At 61.0% G+C, this 21,601-nt stretch carries 18 protein-coding genes; 12 read left to right on the top strand and 6 right to left on the bottom strand.

All coding sequences use genetic code 11. The features are described 5' to 3' along the window. The first annotated feature begins 265 nt into the window (after nucleotides 1-265). The 5 genes from SM766_RS12455 to SM766_RS12435 all read left to right on the top strand — a co-directional run bounded on the left by SM766_RS12455 (nucleotide 266) and on the right by SM766_RS12435 (nucleotide 4,578). Nucleotides 266-661 carry a BlaI/MecI/CopY family transcriptional regulator gene (locus SM766_RS12455; RefSeq protein ID WP_274829675.1) on the top strand — a complete coding sequence of 132 codons (396 nt, stop codon included), beginning with the start codon at nucleotides 266-268 and terminating at the stop codon, nucleotides 659-661. Then, nucleotides 651-1,814, top strand: coding sequence for a M56 family metallopeptidase (locus SM766_RS12450; RefSeq protein ID WP_368947976.1), 1,164 nt, complete (start codon nucleotides 651-653; stop codon nucleotides 1,812-1,814). Before SM766_RS12455 ends, SM766_RS12450 begins: the two co-directional genes overlap by 11 nt. Before the next feature lie 156 nt (nucleotides 1,815-1,970). Further along, the gene (locus tag SM766_RS12445; RefSeq protein ID WP_368947975.1) at nucleotides 1,971-2,633 is read left to right on the top strand and encodes a GntR family transcriptional regulator; all 663 of its coding nucleotides are present in this window, start codon (nucleotides 1,971-1,973) and stop codon (nucleotides 2,631-2,633) included. A gap of 270 nt (nucleotides 2,634-2,903) precedes the next feature. Beyond that, entirely contained in the window at nucleotides 2,904-3,926 is a 1,023-nt protein-coding gene (locus tag SM766_RS12440; protein WP_368948024.1) for a 2-dehydropantoate 2-reductase, read from the top strand. A gap of 1 nt (nucleotide 3,927) precedes the next feature. Next, complete coding sequence (locus SM766_RS12435; protein ID WP_368947974.1) at nucleotides 3,928-4,578, top strand: TetR/AcrR family transcriptional regulator; 651 nt, start codon at nucleotides 3,928-3,930, stop codon at nucleotides 4,576-4,578. A 9-nt stretch (nucleotides 4,579-4,587) separates the two neighbouring features. Here the strand turns inward: SM766_RS12435 and SM766_RS12430 are convergent, their stop codons facing one another. After that, nucleotides 4,588-6,255, bottom strand: a complete 1,668-nt coding sequence (locus SM766_RS12430; RefSeq protein WP_368947973.1) for an FAD-binding dehydrogenase — start codon at nucleotides 6,253-6,255, stop codon at nucleotides 4,588-4,590. 281 nt (nucleotides 6,256-6,536) lie between these two features. Here SM766_RS12430 and SM766_RS12425 point away from each other — a divergent pair, with 281 nt between their 5' ends. Next, complete coding sequence (locus tag SM766_RS12425) at nucleotides 6,537-6,974, top strand: hypothetical protein (RefSeq protein WP_368947972.1); 438 nt, start codon at nucleotides 6,537-6,539, stop codon at nucleotides 6,972-6,974. Between the two features lie 27 nt (nucleotides 6,975-7,001). On the opposite strand, the gene SM766_RS12420 is transcribed toward SM766_RS12425, so the two are convergent. The 4 genes from SM766_RS12420 to SM766_RS12405 form a co-directional block, all read right to left on the bottom strand. After that, the gene (locus SM766_RS12420) at nucleotides 7,002-9,437 is read right to left on the bottom strand and encodes a Lon protease family protein (RefSeq protein WP_368947971.1); all 2,436 of its coding nucleotides are present in this window, start codon (nucleotides 9,435-9,437) and stop codon (nucleotides 7,002-7,004) included. Nucleotides 9,438-9,584: 147 nt separating this feature from the next. Continuing rightward, on the bottom strand, nucleotides 9,585-10,250 hold the full coding sequence (locus SM766_RS12415) for a phosphoribosyltransferase (RefSeq protein ID WP_368947970.1): 666 nt from the start codon (nucleotides 10,248-10,250) through the stop codon (nucleotides 9,585-9,587). Between the two features lie 102 nt (nucleotides 10,251-10,352). After that, complete coding sequence (locus SM766_RS12410; protein ID WP_368947969.1) at nucleotides 10,353-11,270, bottom strand: CobW family GTP-binding protein; 918 nt, start codon at nucleotides 11,268-11,270, stop codon at nucleotides 10,353-10,355. Nucleotides 11,271-11,276: 6 nt separating this feature from the next. Further along, on the bottom strand, nucleotides 11,277-12,905 hold the full coding sequence (locus SM766_RS12405; protein WP_368947968.1) for an amidohydrolase: 1,629 nt from the start codon (nucleotides 12,903-12,905) through the stop codon (nucleotides 11,277-11,279). Between the two features lie 97 nt (nucleotides 12,906-13,002). Between SM766_RS12405 and SM766_RS12400 the strand changes: the two genes are divergently transcribed. The 6 genes from SM766_RS12400 to SM766_RS12375 all read left to right on the top strand — a co-directional run bounded on the left by SM766_RS12400 (nucleotide 13,003) and on the right by SM766_RS12375 (nucleotide 19,516). Next, nucleotides 13,003-13,962, top strand: coding sequence for a LysR family transcriptional regulator (locus tag SM766_RS12400; RefSeq protein ID WP_065271236.1), 960 nt, complete (start codon nucleotides 13,003-13,005; stop codon nucleotides 13,960-13,962). Nucleotides 13,963-14,059: 97 nt separating this feature from the next. Continuing rightward, nucleotides 14,060-15,616: an ABC transporter substrate-binding protein gene (locus SM766_RS12395; RefSeq protein ID WP_274866731.1), complete on the top strand. Its 1,557-nt coding sequence runs from the start codon at nucleotides 14,060-14,062 to the stop codon at nucleotides 15,614-15,616. 84 nt (nucleotides 15,617-15,700) lie between these two features. Beyond that, nucleotides 15,701-16,678 carry an ABC transporter permease gene (locus SM766_RS12390; protein ID WP_368947967.1) on the top strand — a complete coding sequence of 326 codons (978 nt, stop codon included), beginning with the start codon at nucleotides 15,701-15,703 and terminating at the stop codon, nucleotides 16,676-16,678. Then, the gene (locus SM766_RS12385; RefSeq protein WP_368947966.1) at nucleotides 16,678-17,568 is read left to right on the top strand and encodes an ABC transporter permease; all 891 of its coding nucleotides are present in this window, start codon (nucleotides 16,678-16,680) and stop codon (nucleotides 17,566-17,568) included. Before SM766_RS12390 ends, SM766_RS12385 begins: the two co-directional genes overlap by 1 nt. Further along, nucleotides 17,565-18,545: an ABC transporter ATP-binding protein gene (locus SM766_RS12380; protein WP_368947965.1), complete on the top strand. Its 981-nt coding sequence runs from the start codon at nucleotides 17,565-17,567 to the stop codon at nucleotides 18,543-18,545. Before SM766_RS12385 ends, SM766_RS12380 begins: the two co-directional genes overlap by 4 nt. Next, nucleotides 18,542-19,516 carry an ABC transporter ATP-binding protein gene (locus tag SM766_RS12375; protein ID WP_274834840.1) on the top strand — a complete coding sequence of 325 codons (975 nt, stop codon included), beginning with the start codon at nucleotides 18,542-18,544 and terminating at the stop codon, nucleotides 19,514-19,516. Before SM766_RS12380 ends, SM766_RS12375 begins: the two co-directional genes overlap by 4 nt. Before the next feature lie 41 nt (nucleotides 19,517-19,557). Here the strand turns inward: SM766_RS12375 and SM766_RS12370 are convergent, their stop codons facing one another. Further along, a complete protein-coding gene (locus tag SM766_RS12370) occupies nucleotides 19,558-21,480 on the bottom strand; it encodes an FAD-binding monooxygenase (RefSeq protein ID WP_368947964.1) in 1,923 nt (640 codons plus the stop codon). Nucleotides 21,481-21,601 lie beyond the last annotated feature (121 nt).

Below are 21,601 nucleotides of genomic sequence, written 5' to 3'. Positions count from 1 at the left end.
GGAGGCCGAAGGCCCCGCCAAAGGCGGCTTGTCCTTGACGCGCAAACCTTCAATACCCTTGAAAACGGCCTTGAGAGGCAGATCTGCCCCTCAAGGCCTTCTCAGCAAATCGGGCCTTTTCTGCTGGTGCACAGAGGTCTCTGCCCTACGAGCCACGGCAACCAGAAATCTGCGCGCCTGGCCTCTGCTAAAAAAATAGTTTTCAACCCCTCCCCCTTTCCCCTAGCATAAGCGGAAGACCAAAATGGATCAGGCAACTGCGCGCATGCGAAAGAAACAGGACAAATCGCTCCTCACCGAAGTGGAACTGGAGTTCATGACCGTGGTCTGGGAAACCGGCGGCGGCACCGTGCGCGATATTCTGGCCGAGCTGAACAAAGTGCAGGAACGCGCCTATACCTCGGTCGCAACGGTCTTGAAAATCATGGAGCAGAAGGGTTTTCTTACCAGTGAACGGGCTGACCGGTCGCTGGTCTACCGCCCCGCTGTTCCCAAGGCAGAGTACCAGAAAACATCTCTGAAAAACCTTTCGAGCAAACTCTTCAACGGAGCCCCGGCCGCCCTTGTTGCCCGGCTTGTCGATGATGAGGACGTGACCGACGAAATGCTCGAAGAGATGAGAGCGCTTCTGGAGGAAAGGCTGGGGGACAATGCAACCTGATGCTCTACTGAATGCCTATCTTGATCTGAACCTGCTGCTGTTTGCGGGCGCGGCGCTCTGGCTGGTCGCGCGAAAACTGCTGTCCCGCAGCGCTTTCGGCTCAACCTACCGTCCGCAATTGCAGCTTCTGAACACGGTGACGCTGCTGCTCGCACTGTCTCCGCTGCTGGTATTGGCCCTGACCAGCCTGGTCTTTGCCCATCCACCCAACCTGTCGGACCTTCTGGTTGCGCAATATCTGCAGGGTCATGTCGGGATGAGCGCAACCCGGTTCGAGGATCTTCTGGGCCTGCGCGAGGATCTGGTTCGCACCCTGACCAGCGATCGACCTCTCTGGGCACAGGCGACGCTGGCCGCTCTGGCAGCTGGCGCGGCCTTCTGCACGGCGCAATTGGCGGTGTCGGTCCTGCGCCTGCGGAGCAGCCTGCGGCAGGCCTTTACCTGGAAACGCATCGGCAGCGTGCGGGTGCTGTTGTCTGATGAGGCCCGCGTCGCCTATTCCACCCGCAGTCTTTTTACGCGCTACGTGGTTCTGCCGACCGCCCTGCTGGAGGATCCGCAGGATCTGCGCCTGACCGTCGCGCATGAATTGCAGCACTTCCGGCAGCGCGACATCGAATGCGAATTTCTCCTCGATGCGCTGCGACCGCTGCTGTTCTGGAATCCCGCCTTCTACCTGTGGCGCCGCGAAGTGCGGCTGCTGCGTGAATTTGCCTGCGATCAGGCGATGATGGCACGGCCTCATTTCGATCTGCGCGCCTATTGCGAATGCCTGATCCGCGCCTGCGCCCATGCGGCCAAGGACCCGGTACTGTTTGCCCGTCGCAGCCCTGCGGTGGCCCTGGTGGATCGCCGCGAAACAGGTCGTGGCGCATCAGCGCTGGAACGCCGCCTGCTCGCCGTGACCGCCGACCAGAGCGCAAAAGCCAGCCCGCTGGGCTGGGCCATCATCTCGGGCCTGATGGTTGCTGCGGTGATGACAACGGCCCTGTTGCTGCAACGCCCCGCCGACTGGAGCCATGATCGGATCATGCTCTCAACCATCGTAAACCTTGAGCGCATGGCCAGCCGCGCGGCCACCACTCCGCAGACTGCCTCCGCCGCCCTGACTGGCAGCTTCACGACAGCTGGTTTTGGCGCGGATCGCCCGTAACGGGCAGGCACGTCCCTCCACCGCATTTCATCCCTGCTTGCCTTTGCAAGCGATTTCCGCATGTGGCCTGTCCTGGGCCTGCAGCGGATAATTGCGGCCAAACCTTTGCAGAGCAGGCAAAAGATCATATCAAGGCTTCAGGAGGAGCCAAACCGAATGAAGCTGAACCCCGTCGATATCTCGAAAACCGCCTCGGCCTCGTCGATCGTTTTCGAAGCCCTGCGCAAGGCCATCATCGAAGGTGACCTGAAAGAGGGCGAACCGCTGCGGCAGGATGAAATCGCCGGGCTGTTCAACACCAGCCGGATCCCGGTCCGCGAGGCGATCTCGCGGCTTGAGGAACAGGGACTGGTCAAGACCCAGCGGTACAAGGGCGCGGTTGTGTCTGGCCTCTCCCCCGAAGAGGCACAGGAGATTTTTGATCTGCGGGCGCTCATCGAACCCGAAGTGATCCGCCGCGCGGTCCCGCAGATGATGCCAGAGGTCCTGGAGCAGGCCCGCCAATGTCTGGAAGCGTTTTCCGCATCGGACGATCCCCTGACCTGGGGTCAGCTGAACCGGGATTTCCATTCGCAGCTCTACGCGGCCAGCGGCCTGCAATATCATCTCGATGTGATCGACAATGCTATGGACCGGGTCGACAGATATTTGCGCGCACAGCTGGTGCTATCCAACGGCATGCAGCGCGCCCATGAAGAGCATCTTGCCATTCTTGAGGCCTGTAGCACCGGCGATGCTGCCCTCGCTGCGGAACTGACCCGGGCGCATATCGCAGATGCCTGCACTTCGCTGGTGGAAAACATCGCCAACCTGCGCTGACGCCCAGCACACCAATGAACTGTCCAAAGTTTACCGGCAGTCATGGCCTCCGCAGTGCCCTGAAATTGCTCTGAACCTCGGCAAATCGGGCGTTTGCGCAGCATCACATCAGCCTATGAACCAATATTTTACCGCAAAACGGGAAAATATTTCCGCGGAACGGTGAATGATTGTAGAACTGCCGCACGGCGCGTCAGGGGGCAGAGCGCGCTATCCATTTCTTATTCCACTGTCTGACCTGGCCTCGGTCTGGAGAACGCTCGATTGAACGTGACACCCCGCAGAGTTGTCTTTCTGGGCGCCGGAGCGATCGGGTGTTTCCTCGGCGCGCATTGGGCAGCGGCCGTGCAGGCGGCGGGCGGGCGTCTTGGCCTGATCGGACGGGCCGCCACTTGGGCACAGATCGGTGCCGGACCGCTGCGACTGACCGGCGGCACGGCGGCGGACACTGACTTGTCGCTTCTGGACCTGCACGACAGCCCCGAGGCCTTGTCAGAGGCCGATCTTATCGTGCTGACGCTCAAATCCATCGGGCTGGAGCGGGCGATCGAAGAGATCCGCTCATACGCCGCCGAAGGAACGCCGATCCTCTGCCTGCTGAACGGAGTGTCCGCGGTGGAGCAGCTGCGTGCCGCCCTTCCCGCTCATCCGGTCATCGCCGGTATGGTGCCCTTCAATGTGGTCTGGGCATCCGGCAACCACCTGCATCGGTCCAGCGCCGGGCAGCTGAAGTTGGAACGCACCCCAGTCAGCACTGCCCTTGCCGAGATCATCGCGGCCACCGGCGCCCCGGCAGAGCTGCAGGATGCGCTGAAGCCCATTCAATACGGCAAGCTGCTGTTGAACCTGATCAATCCTATCAATGCCCTCAGCGGCCTGCCACTTCATGCCATGCTCTGCCAATCGGGGTACCGCCGGATATACGCGGCCACGCTGCGCGAAGCGCTCCGGGTCTATGACGAAGCAGGGGTCACCTGTCAGACCGTCGGTCCCCTCTCCCCGCGGCTGGTGCAATGGTTGCTGCGTTTGCCCGACGCGCTGTTCAATAGGACATTGCTGCGGCTTCAGAAACTCGATCCGGCGTCGATGACCTCCATGGCCGTCGATCTGGCCGCGGGCAGGCCCACCGAAATCGATGCGATCACCGGCGAAATCCTGCGCCTGGCCGCAGCTGCCGACTGCCCGGCGCCCATCAACACTGCCCTTTACGACCTGATCAAAGCCCAAGAGGCCGCGCCGACGCCACAGCAAGGCCATTCGGCAGCCACCCTGGCCCAACTGCTGAGACTGTAAGATGACCCCGTCCGCACAAACACCCATAGTCTTTGGTCCGCTGAAAACACGGAACACGCCGAAACAGGCCCGCGCTGTCCAGCGCATCCACATCATTCTGACCGCTACGGCAGATCTCTTGTCAGATCATCCGGTGCAAACGATCACGACCACACAGATTGCCACTCATGCCGGGATCCCGGTCAGCTCCATTTACCGCTATTTCTCCGATGTGAATCAGGTTTTGCGCGAGCTCTACCTGCAAAGCGCGCAGGAACTGCGGGACAAGGTTCTGGAGACGCTGGAAAACACCGAGACAAGACCGGGCTGGCGCGACAGGTTGCATCACATCATCCTAACCCAGAGAGACTACGTACGGAACAATCCTTACTACCGTTTGCTGCTGATGTATTTCGTCTCGGCCCGCCCAGCAGTCGCTGCCCGAGACCGTGAACGTGAATACACCACCGAACTGATGGAAATGCGCTGGAAACGCGGTCAGGACGGGTTTCATGGTGGCGATCCAAAGGTGGTGGCCCAGACGGTACTGCAGATCGCGGTTGCCATGGAGGATATGATCGCGGCTCAGTCCAACCCAGAAAACGCGGATATCTACGCGCAGGAGTTTCTCACCCTGCTGGATTCCTATCTGGCGAATTACTTAGAGGACTGATCCCGGTCATCAGGCAATGCTGTCCGCCCGTCCCACCTGGCGGCCCGAGAAAATACAGCCGCCCAGAAACGTGCCCTCGAGCGCGTTATAGCCATGATAGCCACCGCCGCCAAACCCGGCAACCTCCCCCGCAGCGAAAAGGCCGGGAATGGTCTTGCCATTGGCATCGACCAGTTGCCCATTCAAATCGGTCTGAAGACCGCCCAGCGTCTTGCGAGTGATGATGTTGAGCCGGACCCCGATCAGCGGACCGTTGTCGGGATCCAGGATCCGGTGCGGCTTTGCCGTGCGCATCAGCCTGTCACCGCGATAATTGCGGGCCGCGTGGATCGCCATCATCTGGGCGTCTTTTGAGAACGGGTTGTCGATCTGCGCGTCCCGGGCAGTGATTTCGTCCCGTATTTTTCCGGCATCCAGCAGGCTGTTCCCTTGCAGTGCATTCATCCTGGCGATCAGATCCTCCAACCGGTCAGCAACGACAAAATCCTCGCCGTGCTCCTTGAAGGCTTCCACGTTGGGGGTCGCCTTCTTATTCAAAAGTCGCTGTTTTAGGACCTGTTTCCAGCTTTTGGAGGCAAGGTCCGGGTTCTGCTCTGATCCGGATAACGCAAATTCCTTCTTGATGATTTTCTGCGTGGTGATGAACCAGGAATAATCATAGCCCGTGGCCAGAATGGCCTTCAGCGTGCCAAGACTGTCGAAGCCCGGCATGGCAGGCGGCGCGAAACGGTTGCCGGTCGCATCGAACCACATTGAGGACGGTCCCGGCAGGATCCGGATGCCATGGTTCGGCCAGATCGGATCCCAGTTCTTCACGCCTTCGGTGTAATGCCACATGCGGTCGGCGTTGATCACATGGCCACCGGCCTGCTGGGTGATCGCGACCATACGGCCGTCCACATGGGCGGGAACGCCTGCGATCATGTGTTTTGGCGCGGCCCCCAGCCGGTCCGTCGGCCAGGCCTTGCGCACCAGATCCAGGTTGCCACCGATCCCGCCCGAGGCCACCACCACGCTGGCTGCGCGCAATTCAAAATCGCCAATGACCTCGCGGTTGGTCTTCTGCCCGCGGGCGCTGGTGTCTTCGGCAAGAACCTCACCGCTGATGCCCGTGCAGGCGCCGTTCTGCATCAGCAGATGTGAACAGCGATGGCGGAACTTCAGGCTGATGCGCCCCGCCTTTTCATGCTCCCTGACCCGGCGCTCGAACGGCTCCTGCGTGCCGGGACCCACGCCCCAGGTCAGATGGAACCGTGGCACCGAATTGCCATGCCCCGAACCAAAGGAGCCGCCCCGCTCGGCCCAGCCGACGATGGGAAACCAGCGCATGCCCATGTCATGCAACCACGGCCGCATCTCACCGGCCGCAAAATCGATATAGCTTTCGGCCCATTTGCGCGGCCAGAGGTCTTCGTCACGGTCGAAACCAGCGCTGCCCATCCAGTCAGAATAGGCCAATTCACGGCTGTCACGGATCCCCATGCGGCGCTGTTCGGGGCTGTCGATCAACATCAGCCCGCCCAGCGACCAGAAAGCCTGCCCGCCAAGAAAACCTTCGGGTTCCTGATCGACGATCATGACCGTCTTGCCCCGGTCCGCCAGTTCGGCGGCGGCCACCAGTCCGGCCAGCCCCGCCCCGACGATAATGACATCTGCCTGTTGCTCAGCGTGTTTCATCGTTTCCCCTCCCGACGCGCGGCAGGCTGCGCAACTCCTCAATTGCACCCGGATTCCCCGATCCCTGCCCCGCTGTGCCCCGCATTTGCGATTGAAACCCGAGGCCTCGATCAGGCTAGCAGCTCAATCCGCGACTGCCCAGAATAACCACAGGGCAGCCATCCCGCCCGATTTTGGCCTTTTTGACACAGGTCGCGACCGACGTATTCATGCTCTCGACGGCGGTCGTAAACACGGCATAAAATCCCGCCAAACGGGAACTCTAAACAGGTGAATAACTGGTGGGAAGCAAGGCAGAGTTGGTGCGGTTTTGGTTCGAGGAAATCTGGTACCGGAACAACGACCAAATACAGGACGAGATGTTTTCAACCGGTGCAAAGGCGAGTGGCCCGGTGTCCAATCTGGCAGACAAGGATTTCAGGCCCATCGACATCGTCTCGGCCCTGAAAGCGCGCCTTGAATGCACACCAGAGGTGTCCTTTTCCGTCTTCGAAGAGCTAGGCGACTGGGTAATCACCTGTTTCACGGTAGCTGTCACGAAACACCCCACACGCCCGCCTTTTGATTTTGACGGCCAGATGATGTTCCGGATTAAAGACGACAAGATCGCCGAAATTCACTCGAACCTCAATTATATCAAGATGTTCGAAGGCCTTGGCCAGATGCCGCAAGATACGTTGCTGATTTCTCTGACCGGGGCCGAAATGCAATGGAAATGACGCGTAGCGCGTCCTGACCTTCCGGGATCAGTCCTCTGGATCCGGAGAGTTCGGCGCCTCGTATGATCCCCCCATGGCAGCGCGCGTCTGTGCGAAATCCAGCAGTTTGACCTCTATATTGGCATTGACCGACCCGTCTTCAAAGGCACCGTGCAGATCGCGCAGCCCGGCAGGCAGGCCGGTCAGCTGTTCGATGGCCTCATCCACATGGCTGACCGCGTGGATCTGGAACTGCCCGGCGCGCACTGCCTCCACCACCTCGGGTTTCAACATGAGGTTCTCCACATTGCTGCGCGGGATCAGAACCCCCTGACGGCCTGTCAGCCCCTCGGTACGGCAGACCTCGAAAAACCCTTCGATCTTCTCATTCACGCCGCCAATGGGTTGGACATCGCCCATCTGGTTCACCGATCCGGTCACCGCGAAGGACTGTGAGATTGGCACCTCGGCAAGGGCCGACATCAGGGCGCAGAGTTCTGCCAACGACGCGCTGTCGCCTTCGACGCCGCCATAGCTTTGCTCGAAAACGAGGCTGGCCCAAAGCGACAGGGGTGCGTCCGGCACATAGCGCGCCGCCAGATAGCCAGAGAGGATCAGCACCGCCTTGGAATGGATCGGACCGCCCAGCTTGGCCTCGCGCTCGATATCGACAACACGTCCGGACCCTACGCGAACGCGGGCGGTGATCCGCACCGGCGCGCCAAAGCTTTCTTCGCCCAGCGCCGAAACGGTCAGCCCGTTGATCTGACCGATTTCACTGCCCCGAGTGGAAATCAGGATCTGCTCCCGCGCGATCATCTCGCGCATCCGGTCGCGGATCAGACCACGGCGTTCTTCGGCGGCAGTTATGGCGCCATTTACATGTTTTGCCGAAATGGCCTCAGTCCCCCCCTGGCGGGCGTAGTGATTGCCTTCACGCAGGGTATCCCACAAGGTCTCGATCCGAAGGCTCAGCTTTTCCTGATCCGCCGAGGCGCGCGAGGCGGCATCGATCAGCGCCGCCACACCATCAGCGGTCACCGGGCGCAGCGCCTCTTCCTTCACCAGCGCCGCAACCCGGCGGGCAAACAGCGCAATACTGTCCGCATCGCGCACCATGTCAGGCCCGAAATCAGCGGTCACGCGGAAGAACTTGTCAAAATCCGGATCGTATTCCGCCAGCAGCATGTGCAGCATACGATCCCCAACCAGCACAACCCGCACATCCAGCGGGATCGGTTCGGGTTTCATCGTGGTGGTCGAAATCAGCCCCAGCCGTTCACCCGGGGTGATCACATGGACCGCCTCTGTTTCCAAACAGCGTTTCAGCGCATCCCAGGCCAGGGGTTCCGCCAGCACCCGGCGGGCGTCCAGCACCAGAAATCCCCCGTTTGCCCGATGCAATGCCCCCGGTTTGATCTGGGTAAAATCGGTGACCAGCACACCCTGCATCGCCATGTAGTCGATCTGCCCGGTCAGATTGGCCAGCGTCGGCAGGCTTTCCTCAACTACCGGCGCCCGGTCCGCATCTCCCTCATGGGTCACCACAACATTGACATGATACCGGTGAAACTGCGGATCCTCGCGCAAGGCAGCCAGCCCGGCGGGAAACGGCGCCTTGGAGCGCCCCAGGTCCAGTGACAGGAACAGATCCGCATGGGCCACCAGATCATCCCGCAGGGCCGTGAAATACGGACCAAGCTCGTCGATCTCGACAAAACCGCGACAGGCCCTGTCGACGGCGGCATCCACTGCGATCCGCGCCATTTCCGCATTGAGCCGGGTCAACGCATCGCGCTGTTCCCGCTCCAGTTCGGGCTGGTCCAGAAGGAAATCCTCCAGCTCGCTCTGAATTTCCGCAACCGCGTCGCGGATCTGTATCCGCTCTTCTTCGGGCAGCTTTTCGATCACCTCCGGTTTGACGATCTCATCGTCGCGTTTTGCGGCCAGGGAAAACCCCATCGGCGTACTCAGGATCGCGACATTCCTGGCTTCGGCCTTCTGACGCAGCGCATCAAAGGCCTCTTCGCGCCGCGCATTGTAATCCTGCTCCAGCGCCATCCGCTTGTTCTGGTAGTCTTCGGACACCAGCAGCGCCGGGATATGATTGGCCAACTCCTCAAGCAGCCGGGCCATCGCGTTGCGCAGCCGCACGCCCTGCCCACGCGGCAGACAAATGGCGTTGGGCTGATCGGCGTCCTCAAAGTTCTGCACATAGACCCAGTCCTTTGGAATGGGGCGGCTGGCGGCCTCTTCCTCCAACACGCGCAGCACGGCGGATTTACGGCCACTGCCCCTTGGGCCTTGCACATAAAGATTGAACCTGCGGTGTTTCATCTGCGCCGACAGGCGGATCGCCTCCATTCCCCGGCCCTGCCCCAGCGGCCCTTCAAGCGGCTCAAGATCGGCGGTGGTTGCAAACTCGAACTCCGTCGGATCGCAGACCCGTCTCAGTTCATCGGGCGACAGTGCCGTATCAGACATGCAAGCTCCTGATTTGGTTCAGCATGGGTGTGGGAAAGGTGGCATACTTGCGATCACCCCGCCAGTGCCCAGACACAAGCCTTGGGTGAAAACGCGGGCAGATACGATCCTTGACGGGACCACCGGACGCGTTGCCTTGGCCCTGTCTCAGGGCGTTTCTGCGGAGGCTGCCTTGGCCGCCGCATCCAAAAGGCGGACGACCTCTCCATCCGAGGTCTGCGAAAAATCGCTGTAGAAGCGCCCAATTGAACCGAAAGGAAAAGGCATTTTCAGACAGATCAGCTCATCTACTTCGTTGCGCAAACTCTCGGCGACATCGCGCGGCGCCACCGGCACCGCCAGTACCAAACGCGCCGGTTTGCGCGCACGCACGGCCCGCAGCGAAGCCCGGACCGTGGCCCCGGTGGCGATGCCATCATCCACGACAATCGCCGTCCGCCCCCTAAGCGGCACCTGCTTGCGCCCTTTCAGATAGACGTCCCGGCGGCGCCTGATTTCCTCCAGCCGGGGCTGTGACATCCGTTTGATATCCGCCGCCGCAAGGCCAAAGGATCTGGCGATTTCCTGGTTTGTGACAATCTGTGGCTCCGAGCCGTTCACCACTGCCGCCACAGCGAGTTCGGGTTGCTCAGGAGCGCCGATCTTGCGGACCATGATCAGATCCATCGGGGCATTCAGCGCGCGCGCAACTTCGGCCGCAACCGGAACGCCGCCGCGCGGCAGCGCAAGGATCACCGGGTCTTGATACCCTTTGCCAGACAGTTCGGCCGCAAGGGCCTGCCCCGCATCTGTTCGATCTTTGAAAAGCGTCATTGCAGCCGCCTCCTGTCGCATGCCCGTATCCGCATTCGCTGGCTATGAACCGAATGTGGATACAGGAATACTAGGGGCGGGCTGCGCTGTCCTTGATCGACCTCAATCCGCCTTGGCAGGTGCCGCAGAGAGCTGCTCTGCCCCCTGCCACCATACCTCACAGTCCTGCACCGTGACCTGAGCGGAGAGGCCGATCCCGACCAGATGCGTGTCACCGGGCACGTCAGCCGGAGTAATGCTAACGTCCTGCCCAACCACCTGAATAAGCCAGCCCCGCCCCGGCCTGCCACGCACGAACCCCTTGATCCGGAACAAGCCGGGTGGGCGGGTCTCAACGATCCGGGCGAGTTCCTCCCGGCTGAGAACGATATCCGCACTGTGGTGCCAATGCATGTAATCCGGGTGTGGCCGTGTCCTCCGCTGCGGCTTGCTGGCGGGGTCCGGCTGCAACAGCAGCAGTTCGGCCACATGGTCTGCATCGCTCAGCAGAACCGGGGCCGACCGGCTGTCGGCGGCCAGCCCAAGGGCCACAGCAGCCGGTATTTCTTCGGTCTTGCTGACCAGCACCAGATCAGCGCAAGCCACCTGATCGCGGATCTGCGGGCCGATCAATGTATCGCTGGAAAGGCTCTGATAGCTGCCTGCATCGACCACGGTCACGATGCCGCCAAAACGCATCTCTGGCTCTGCCACGGCGGCATTGGCAATCTTTTGCGGATCAGCAATGCCGCTGGCCTCGACGATCAGGTGATCCGGGCGCGGATTGCGGTCGAGCACATCGGCAATCGCCATGAAAAGGTCCGCGCCCATGGTGCAGCAGACACAGCCATTGGTCAGGGTCAGCGTGTCCTCATCGGCACTGTGCAGCAGTTCGGCATCGATATTGATGGCGCCGAAATCATTGACCAGAACCATCAGACGCTGGCCATGCGGCGCCGACAGAAGGCGGTTGATCAGCGTGGTCTTGCCCGCGCCGAGGTACCCCCCGATCACGGTCATTGGCAGGCGGCTGTCAATCATGGCGGGTCACAGCAGATGCACCTGACCGCCCGACACCGTGCCCAGAACCGGCACGTCCTTCAGCGCCATCGGGTCCACCGCGGTCGGGTCCTCCCCCAGCACTGCGAAATCGGCTTTCTTGCCGGTCTCGATACTGCCGATCTCATCATCAAGCCGCAGCGTATAGGCCGCGCCAAGAGTGATGGCATGAAGCGCCTCTTCCACCGTGATCTGTTGCGCCGCGCCCAAAGTACGCCCGCTCATGGTCTGGCGATTGACGGCGCACCATGCGGTGAACAGCGGCGCCAGCGGCGTTACCGGCGCATCGGAATGGATCGTCATGTGCACACCTGCGTCCAGCGCGGTCCGGCAGGCATCCATCCGCGTGGCGCGATCCTCACCAATGGTTGCCTCTGCGTGCTGATCCCCGAAGTACCAGATATGATTGGCAAAGATATTGGTGCAGATCCCCAGCTCCGCGCAGCGTTCGAACTGATCACGCCCCATCATCTGGCAATGTTGCAGCACGTGGCGATGCCCCTGCCCGGGCGCCCGGCGCAGAGCCGCCTCGATGGCGTCGATGGCGACCTGCGAAGCTTCGTCGCCGTTGACGTGGATATGCATCTGCACGCCTTCACGCTGCATCACTTCGCACAGGGCGTAGATCTGATCGGGTGCAGTGTTCCAGATGCCATTAGGCTGTCCGCCCACGTAGCCGGGCCATTTCACCCGCGCGGTCCAGCCCTGGATCGAACCATCGGTCATCAGCTTGACCGCCCCAAGGCGCAGCTTGTCGGTGGAGCGGGTGCCCAGATCCTTGGCCCGGGCGGCGATCTGTTCGGGCGTTGCCCCCATTGCCCCCTGCGCAGGCACGATGCGGACCGGGAAATCCGGTGCGCCCGTCACCTCGAGCATGACATCCAGATCGCTGTCTTCCATGGTAGAGAAGAGATCTGCGATAGTGGTAACCCCGGCGCGTTTGGCGACCTCACCATAGGTCCGGATCGATGGCGCCTGCTGGGCTAAGCTGCGGAAATCGATGCCAAGCCGACGCATTACTGGGAACATTGCTGCCATCTCCTGCAACTCGCCGGTCGGGCTGCCGTCGGGACCCTTTAGAACCCCCTCGGCATTGGTCTCCCAGCTGTATCCCGCCAGTTCCAGCGCCTTTGAGTTCACGCACATCAGGTGGAAATTGGAATAGATGATGGCAATCGGGCGGGTGGTGCTGATCTCATCCAGATGGTGCCGGTTCAGCCGCTCAGTGGGCAAGAAAATCGGATCAAATCCCCAGCCGATCAGTGGCACGTCCTCACCCAGAGATCCGGCGTACTCCGTGAGGCCGGAAATCACCTCGCCAATGTCCGTCATGCCCGACCACATACGCCCGTCGGGGTCGATCCGGTCGTGATATCCGGCATAGGCATAGTTCCACATCGCCCCTGCCATCATATGGGCATGACCTTCGACAAAACCGGGCATCAGGACCGCCCCGCTAAGGCTGTCATCACGTTCAACCGAGCCCCATTGCTGCGCGCAATCGGCATCGCCAACGGCCAGAATTTTGCCGTCCTGCACCGCGACATGGGTCGCTACCGGAGTGTTCGGATCCTGAGTGATGATTTTTTTTGCTTTGAAAACAGTGATTTTTGACATGGAGCACCTTTGGGTTCCCCTTTGGGATATCCAAGCTTTGAACATTGGAAAAATGTAATTACTGTCGAGGTAACCCGCAAAAAATGCAGGAATTGCTATGCGTTTCACGCTCAAACAACTTCGCTACTTCGATGCGGCGCTGCGGACCGGCTCCATCGCACGGGCCGCTGTCGAGATGAATATTTCGCAATCCTCGATCACCGCAGCCATCGACATGATCGAGCAAACGACGGGCACTGAACTCTTGCGGCGGCTGCCCGCGCGCGGGATCGTCCCAACCAGCAGCGGGCTGGCCGTAGGCGAGCGGGTTCAGGAGTTTCTTGAACAATCCAGGATTTTTGAATCGGATCTGATGTCCCTGACCGGTGATCTGGCAGGGACCCTGCGAATGGGTTGTTATGCCCCGACCGCACCTTATGTGCTGCCGCCGATCCTGAAGCGGATTTCCGAAGACTACCCGTCAATCAGTATCGAGCTGAAAGAGGGCGACATGCAGTCGATTGCTGATCTGCTGAGCTCCGGCGCCATTGATGTGGCGCTGACCTACCGGCGCACCACGCCGGAGGCGCAGCCTTTCATTCCGATGTTCCGGGCCACACCGATTGCCCTGATCCCCGACGAGTCACCCTTGGCCCAAAAGCCGGAGGTCGATCTTCAGGATCTGGCGGAACTGCCGATGATCCTTCTGGACCTACCGGGGACACGTGCCTATTTTTGCAGCCTTTTCGAAGCCCGGGGCTTGCGCCCGAATATTGCGCATACCACCAAAAGCTCGTCTGTCCTGCGGGGGCTTGTTGCAGCGAACTTTGGCTATGCGCTGATGAATATCTGCGGCCCTAACGACCGCGTCGGACAAAGCGGCTATGTCGCCCGCCCGATCAAGGGCGATCTGGAATCACCACAATATGGAGTGGCTTACACGCCTGCGTCACAAAAATCTGCCATCGTGAAATCGGTTCTGGCCTCCTGCCGCGAGGTGGCGGAGCGCGGGGATTTTGATGATTTACTGTTTTCTAACCCGCAGGAAACACCCTCCTCTGTTCACATCTTCCGCTAAAAAATGAGACTTTCACCCCTGCAAAAGACTGTTTTCTGAGACGAGTGAGCGAGACTAGCCTGATTGAAACAGCAAAAAAACGATCAGGGAGATCCAGATGAAACTCATGTCACGCCTCTTGGGCGCGGCCGCATTTGCCGCACTATCCTCTACCGCCCTGCCCGCATTTGCCGACGGTGGCACGCTGGTCATCGCCTCCAGTCAGGTGCCGCGACACCTGAACGGCGCGGTGCAATCGGGCATCGCAACCGCCGTGCCGTCGACGCAGATTTTTGCCTCGCCCATCCGTTATGACGAAAACTGGGAGCCGCAGCCCTATCTGGCGAAAAGTTGGGAAACCTCCGAGGACGGCCTGACCGTCACGCTGAACCTGGTCGACAATGCCACCTTTCACGACGGAGAGCCGATCACCTCGGAAGATGTGGCCTATTCCATCCTGACCACAAAGGAAAACCACCCTTTTAAATCCATGTTCGCACCGGTCGAAAGCATCGACACGCCAGATGCGCATACGGTTGTGATCAACCTCAGCAATCCGCACCCGGCGCTGCTGCTGGCGCTGTCGCCCGCGCTGGCTCCGGTCCTGCCCAAGCACGTATTCGACGATGGGCAGGACATCAAATCCCACCCGATGAATTCCAAACCCGTCGGCTCCGGCCCCTTCATGCTGGAGGAATTCAAAGCAGGCGAGGCCATCGTTCTGAAGAAGAACCCGAATTTCTTCCTCGACGGGCGCCCCAAGCTGGATGAGATCATCGTCCGCATCATCAAGGATCCCTCGGCGTTGCTGATCGCGATGGAAAACGGCGAAGCGGATATGTACCCCTTCATGGCCGGCAGCCAGGAAATCCGCCGCCTTGAAAAAGCCGACCATCTGGGTGTCACCGCCGAAGGCTATGCTGCGGTTGGTCCGCTCAACTGGCTGGCCTTCAACACCGCCTCCCCCAAGCTGAGCGACGTGCGGGTGCGTCAGGCGATTGCCTATGCGGTGGATCGCGACTTCATCACCAAGGCGTTGCACAGAGGCGTTTCCACGCCGCAACGGGGTCCGATCATCGAAAGCTCGCCCTTCTTTGACGAGAGCATCCCCGCCTATGATGCCGATCTGGACAAGGCAAAGGCCCTGATGGCCGAAGCCGGGTTTGCTGACGGGATGGAACTGACCATTGATTTCATCCCCGGCCCCAAGGAACAGCAGCAGTCGATTGCCGAATACATGAAATCGCAGCTGAAGAAGATCGGTATTGCCGTCACCGTGCGCGCCGCGCCAGATTTCCCGACCTGGGCCGGCCGGGTTGGCGGCCATGACTTTGAACTGACGATGGATATCGTGTTCAACTGGGGCGACCCGGTAATCGGGGTGCACCGTACTTATCTCAGCGACAACATTCGCCAAGGCGTGATCTGGTCCAACACCCAGCAATACGCCAATGCAAAGGTCGATGAACTGCTGAACGCCGCCGCCATCGAAAGCGATCCGACCAAGCGTAAGGAGCTTTATGCCGAGTTCCAGCAGATCGTCGCAAAGGACCTGCCGGTCTACTGGATCAACGCGCTTCCCTATCACACGGCCTACGACAAGAAACTGATGAACGTTCCCACTGGCATTTGGGGCACCATGCACCCGATGGACATGGTCTCCTGGGGCGAATGAGCCCGGGCCTGATCGGCTGAACCGGCGGGCGCCGACAAACAGAATACTGGCGCCCGCCCTCTTTCTTTCTGCCGGGGACATGTAATGAATGCTTCGTTTTTGATACGCCGGATTGGCTATGGGCTGGTCCTGATGCTGGGTGTGGTGGTCCTGAACTTCTTGCTGATCCGCCTGGCGCCGGGTGATCCGGCAGTGGTGATTGCCGGGGAAATGGGCGGCGCCACCGAAGAGATGCTGGAAAGCATCCGCGAAGAATACGGACTGAACAAGCCGCTGATCACGCAGCTGGGCATCTATGTCGGCAATGTGGTGACAGGCGACCTTGGCGAAAGTTTCTTCTTCAACCAGCCTGTTGCCACCCTGATCGCCCAGCGCATCCTGCCGACCATCCTGTTGGTGGTCACGGCTCAGGTCCTGTCGATCATCATCGGGGTGTTCCTCGGCGTAATTGCCGCGCGCAAACCCAATGGGATAATGAGCGCCTTCGTCTCGGTCTTTGCCACCATAGGATATGCGGTACCGGTGTTCTGGACCGGCATCATGCTGATCATCCTCTTTGCCAGCGTTTTGCCGATCTTCCCTGTCGAAGGCATGCAATCGGTCAAGCTGCGCGATGCGGGGATCTTTGTGCAGGCGCTGGACGTGCTGCATCACCTCGCCCTTCCGGCCTTTACGCTCGCCATCATCTATCTGGCGCAATACGCCCGGCTGTCGCGTGCCTCGATGCTTGAGGTGCTGGGATCCGATTACATTCGCACCGCCAAGGCCAAGGGCGCCTCGCAGCGCTCGATCCTGTTCAAACATGCGCTGCGCAACGCGGCCCTGCCGATCCTGACGGTGGCCGGCCTGCAATTCGGCAACCTGATCTCGGGCGCGCTGCTGGTGGAGACCGTGTTCAACTGGCCCGGCATGGGGCGGCTGGCCTTCGATTCCATCCTGCGCCGCGATTACCCAACCATCATGGGGGTCCTGTTCTTTGCCAGCGCCATGGTGGTGATCGCCAATATCCTGACGGACATGAGCTACCGGCTGGCCGATCCGCGACTGAGGGAGAAAAGCTGATGTCCGACAACACCGCAACCGACACGTCTGCGACCGAGCATCAGGCCCAAAGCCCGGCACTGGAAGCCTGGCGGATGTTCCGCCGCAACATTCCGGCCTTGTTCGGGGTGGTGCTGCTGACCCTAATCATCGGCGCGACGCTATACGGCACCTTCTTTTACAGCGGCGATCCCTTCGACATCGTCTGGGCTCCGCATGAACCGCCCGGGGTGACGCCCGAGTTTCCCCTTGGCACCGACTATCTGGGCCGAGACATCATTGCGGGCATGCTGACCGGGGGCGGGCCGACCCTGGCGGTCGGGGCGGTTGCGGCTGCGATCACCATGGTGATCGGCATCGCGATGGGCGCCTTGGCCGGGTACTATGGCGGCTGGGTCGACAACCTCTTGATGCGCGTCACCGAGTTCTTTCAAGTGCTGCCTGCCCTTTTGTTTGCCATGGTGCTGGTGACGCTGCTGTCGCCCACCCTGTTCACCATCGCCTTTGCCATTGGGGTGGTTAGCTGGCCGCAGACCGCGCGCCTGACACGGGCCGAGTTCCTGAAGATCAAGAACCTTGAGTACGTCACCGCCGCCCGTGCGATTGGCGCCCGGGACAAACGCATCATCTGGACCGTGATCCTGCCCAACGCCCTGCCGCCGCTGATCGTCTCAGCCACGCTGACTGTGGGAGTCGCGATCCTCTTCGAAGCAGGGCTGAGCTTCCTTGGACTTGGCGATCCAAATGTCATGAGCTGGGGCCTGATGATCGGAGCCAACCGCGAATACATTCTGGACGCCTGGTGGCCGGTCACTTTCCCGGGGCTTGCGATCTTCTTTACCGTCTTTGCCGTCAGCCTGATCGGAGACGGGCTCAACGATGCCTTCAATCCAAAGCTGAGGGAACGATGAACCACCTTCTCGAAATCGAAGACCTGCGCGTCACCTTCAATACCCGCTATGGCGAAGTCACCGCGCTGGACAGCATTTCGATGCATGTCAGCGCCGGTGAAACCCTGGGCGTGGTGGGCGAAAGCGGCTGCGGAAAATCCATCACCGCCCTGTCGGTCATGGGGCTGATCCCAACCCCGCCCGGCCGCATCGCCGGTGGCGCGATCCACCTCAATGGTGAGGATCTGACCCGTGCCTCTGAATCCCGGATGCGTGCCCTGCGCGGCTCGGAAATGGCGATGATCTTTCAGGAGCCAATGACCTCGCTCAACCCGGTGTTCACTGTCGGGGATCAGATTGCCGAGGCCATTATGCTGCACCAGAACGTCAGCCGCGATCAGGCCCTGCGGGATGCGGTGGCGCTGCTGGACCGGGTCGGTATCCCGTCGCCCGACGCACGGGCGCGGGATTATCCGCACCAACTGTCTGGCGGCATGCGCCAGCGGGTGATGATCGCCATGGCCGTAAGCTGCCGCCCAAAAGTGCTGATCGCGGATGAGCCGACAACCGCGCTGGATGTGACGGTGCAGGCGCAGATCTTTGACCTGCTGAACGAAATCCAGCGCGATTTCGGCTCCGCCATCATCCTGATCACCCACGACATGGGCGCAATCAGTGAAATGGCGGACCGGGTGGCGGTCATGTACGCCGGGCGGGTCATCGAGGAAGCCAGCGCCGACGATGTGCTGGACTATCCGCAACACCCCTATGCGCGAGGGCTGATCTCCTGCATCCCGGCCCTTGGCAAAGGCGATATGCCGGAGACCTTGGCGGAAATCCCCGGCGTGGTGCCGCCGCTGCATTTGCTGGGGGCGGGCTGCGCCTTTGCTGATCGCTGCGCCCATCGCACCGATCGCTGCACCCGTGAAAAGCCGCTTCTGGCCACCCATGGCCACCATCCCGCGGCCTGCCACGCGGTCGAGGAGAACCGGATATGACAACGCTTCTGGATGTACGGGATCTGAAGGTCCGCTTTGCCCTGCCGAAACCTTCGCTCTTTGCACCGCAACCCTTTCTGGAGGCGGTGCGGGGCGTGTCCTTCACGCTGGAGCGGGGCCGTGCCCTTGGCATTGTCGGCGAAAGCGGATCGGGCAAGACCACCGCGGCCATGTCGACGATCCGGCTGGTACCTGCGGCTGGGGGCGAGATCCTGTTCGACGGTGAAGACCTGCTGCAACTGGATGACGAGGCGATGCGCGCCCGGCGGCGCGATATCCAGCTGATCTTTCAGGATCCCTATTCCTCGCTCAACCCGCGGGCACGGGTGGTGGATATCGTGCGCGAGCCGATGGACCTAATGAATATCGGCGATGCCGACAGCCGTCTGGCCCGGGTCAAGGAACTGTTCGAACTGGTCGGCCTGCGCCCTGATCAGCTGAACCTCTTCCCGCACCAGTTCTCGGGCGGGCAGCGGCAGCGGATTTCCATCGCGCGCGCACTGACCACCAACCCCCGGCTGCTGGTCTGTGACGAACCTGTCAGCGCCCTCGACGTGGCCATTCAAGCGCAGATCCTGAACCTGCTGGCGCGGCTGAAACGGGAACTTGGCCTGTCCTACCTGTTCATCAGCCACGATCTGGGCGTGGTCCGGCACCTCTGCGATGATGTGGCAGTGATGTATCTGGGCCAGATCGTGGAGCAAGCCAGCCGGGAGGAGCTGTTCGACAGTCCGAAACATCCCTACACGCAGGCCCTGCTGGCAGCGGCGCCCTCTCTGGCACGGCGCAAGTCCAAAGGCTATGTGCGGCCGCTGAAACTGTCCGGCGATCCGCCCAGCCCGATCAATCCGCCAAAAGGCTGCGCCTTTGTGGACCGCTGCCCGCTGGCGCAGGATCTGTGCCGACAGGAGCAACCTGTCCTGAAACCCAATGGGGCCAGCCAGGTCGCCTGCCATTTCGCAGCGGCATAAGGCCCGCAGCCCCGTTACGGGGCTGCAGAGCTCCGTCTCTCTTATCCCGCTGCCGGGATCATGAAGCCGTCAAAGAACTGGCTGAGCGCCTCATGGGCATCCAGTGGCAGAACCTGGGCCACGTGCTGATCCGGACGCACCAGCACCATGCAGCCCTGGCTCCGATCAATACCGCGCATGTCAAAGATATCCTGCCCCGATTTCAGATCCGGGCAGAAGACCTTCTCGTAATCGCGCAGCCCGTAGCGTCCCTTTAGAGGCCGCAGGAGTGAGGGCATGTCCCCCGGCGTCAGGCTGCGGTGCTCCTGCTGCAGCACCGCGCGCACATCCAGAACGGAATCGATATCTGCCCCCTCTGCCGTGTAGCGCCGCAAAGGTGAGGCGGCATCGCTTTCCAGATACTGACATAGCGCATGCAAAGCGCCGCCTTCCTGTCCCCGGTCATCGGCCGCGGCAAAGGCGAAGAGGCGCCAGCGCCCATCGGCCCGCACCACATGGCCCAGTTGCAGGGGACGCGCATCCGCCAGTCGGATCACCGGCGCCGAATGGAACCGCATGCCCAGAGGAAACCCGCTGGCCAGTGCCTGATGGGTGTCCGCTCCGGTCAGAACCGAGGGCGCGTATTGGATGGCCGTGCCGGCAGTGAACCGCCCGTGCTGCACGAAATATTTCTGGAACTCCTCGGGATCGACGCCGCCCTCAGCATCGCCGGTCTTGGGCTTGGCGCTGAACATGCGGGCGAACTCGCGGTCGAAATCGATCAGCATCTTTGCCACCCCCTGCCGTTCGGCAGAGTAGCTGTGCAGTATTTCGGGCACCGCCTGCTTGCGCAGGACAGCGGCCAGCTTCCAGCCCAGATTGAACCCGTCGCGCATGGAGACGTTCATGCCCTGCCCCGCCTTTGGACTGTGCGTGTGGCAGGCATCCCCGGCGATGAAGACGCGCGGCAGCTGACTGTCGATGTTTTCGGCCGGAACGTCGTCGAACTTGTCGCACAGCCGCTGACCGATCTCATAGACCGACCACCATGCGGTTTCCTTCACCTCCAGCGTATAGGGATGCAGGATCCGCTGCGCCGCCGCGACCAGTTTGTCGAGGGTGATATTACGGCTGGCGACCCGCTCATCCTCTTTCAGCTTGTCCAGTTCGATATAGAGGCGAACCATGTAGCCGCCTTCGCGCGGGATCACCAGAAGGTTGCCCTCTTCCGCGGAATGCACGGTGGCCTTCATGCGGATGTCGGGAAAGTCGGTGACGGCCAGAACATCCATCACGCCCCAGGCCTGATTGGCGGAGTCGCCCGTCAGCTTGCGCCCAATCGCCTCGCGCACGCGGCTGCGGGCGCCATCGCAGCCCACCACGTATTTTGCCCGCAGCTCATGGGTTTCTCCCTCATGGCCGGGTTCCGTGCTCTCCAGCGTTACGGTCACCGGATACTCCGCATCTCCGGTCACCGTCAGATTCTTGATGCGCTGGTTGTACCAGGGCGCCATCGCCATCGGCGCATTGGCCATAGTCTCCAGAAAGAAATCATGCACCCGCGCCTGATTGAGGATCACATGAGGGAATTCGGACAGCCCATCCTCGGTGTCCTGAATACGGCCACTGCGGGTGATCGTGCCGGGGTTTTCCGCATCTGGGCGCCAGAACGAGGTTTCATTGACCCAGTAGGATTCCTTCAGAACCTTCTCGCTGAAGCCAAACGCCTCGAACATCTCCATCGAGCGGCAGGCAATCCCATCCGCCTGCCCCACCTGAATGGGGCCAGCACGTTGTTCGACAATCCCGGTGCGGATGTCCGAAAACGCAGCCAGCTGGCTGGCAAGCACCAGACCCGTGGGGCCGGTACCGACAATCAGAACGTCCAGCGTGTCGGGCAACGGCGCCGTATCCCCCCCGTTTTGTCTCAGGTCCGTGTGCACCGCGGGATCGCCCGGGCGAAATCCGTTCAGGTGATATTGCATGCGCTTTCCTCCACGATCTCGGCACTTGATAAGTCCACTTACATTTTAGAGATGCCGTGTGTCAATTATTATATGTATACTTACTTTAATTCGTGAAACCTGTCGAAATCCCAAGTGTACA

Origin of the sequence: Pseudophaeobacter sp. A-200-2, from assembly GCF_041008815.1 — a bacterium.
Classification (GTDB): Bacteria; Pseudomonadota; Alphaproteobacteria; order Rhodobacterales; family Rhodobacteraceae; genus Phycobacter; species Phycobacter gallaeciensis_A.
This window is presented reverse-complemented; position numbering and strand designations above follow the sequence as displayed.

Bases quoted from the DNA above. Each gene is read 5' to 3' on its own strand.
- SM766_RS12380 (WP_368947965.1), top strand. From the start codon at position 17,565: ATGAACCACCTTCTCGAAATCGAAGACCTGCGCGTCACCTTCAATACC.
- SM766_RS12430 (WP_368947973.1), bottom strand. From the start codon at position 6,255: ATGAAACACGCTGAGCAACAGGCAGATGTCATTATCGTCGGGGCGGGG.
- SM766_RS12400 (WP_065271236.1), top strand. From the start codon at position 13,003: ATGCGTTTCACGCTCAAACAACTTCGCTACTTCGATGCGGCGCTGCGG.
- SM766_RS12415 (WP_368947970.1), bottom strand. From the start codon at position 10,250: ATGACGCTTTTCAAAGATCGAACAGATGCGGGGCAGGCCCTTGCGGCC.
- SM766_RS12405 (WP_368947968.1), bottom strand. From the start codon at position 12,905: ATGTCAAAAATCACTGTTTTCAAAGCAAAAAAAATCATCACTCAGGAT.
- SM766_RS12445 (WP_368947975.1), top strand. From the start codon at position 1,971: ATGAAGCTGAACCCCGTCGATATCTCGAAAACCGCCTCGGCCTCGTCG.
- SM766_RS12390 (WP_368947967.1), top strand. From the start codon at position 15,701: ATGAATGCTTCGTTTTTGATACGCCGGATTGGCTATGGGCTGGTCCTG.
- SM766_RS12385 (WP_368947966.1), top strand. From the start codon at position 16,678: ATGTCCGACAACACCGCAACCGACACGTCTGCGACCGAGCATCAGGCC.
- SM766_RS12410 (WP_368947969.1), bottom strand. From the start codon at position 11,270: ATGATTGACAGCCGCCTGCCAATGACCGTGATCGGGGGGTACCTCGGC.
- SM766_RS12375 (WP_274834840.1), top strand. From the start codon at position 18,542: ATGACAACGCTTCTGGATGTACGGGATCTGAAGGTCCGCTTTGCCCTG.
- SM766_RS12450 (WP_368947976.1), top strand. From the start codon at position 651: ATGCAACCTGATGCTCTACTGAATGCCTATCTTGATCTGAACCTGCTG.
- SM766_RS12455 (WP_274829675.1), top strand. From the start codon at position 266: ATGCGAAAGAAACAGGACAAATCGCTCCTCACCGAAGTGGAACTGGAG.
- SM766_RS12435 (WP_368947974.1), top strand. From the start codon at position 3,928: ATGACCCCGTCCGCACAAACACCCATAGTCTTTGGTCCGCTGAAAACA.
- SM766_RS12370 (WP_368947964.1), bottom strand. From the start codon at position 21,480: ATGCAATATCACCTGAACGGATTTCGCCCGGGCGATCCCGCGGTGCAC.
- SM766_RS12395 (WP_274866731.1), top strand. From the start codon at position 14,060: ATGAAACTCATGTCACGCCTCTTGGGCGCGGCCGCATTTGCCGCACTA.
- SM766_RS12420 (WP_368947971.1), bottom strand. From the start codon at position 9,437: ATGTCTGATACGGCACTGTCGCCCGATGAACTGAGACGGGTCTGCGAT.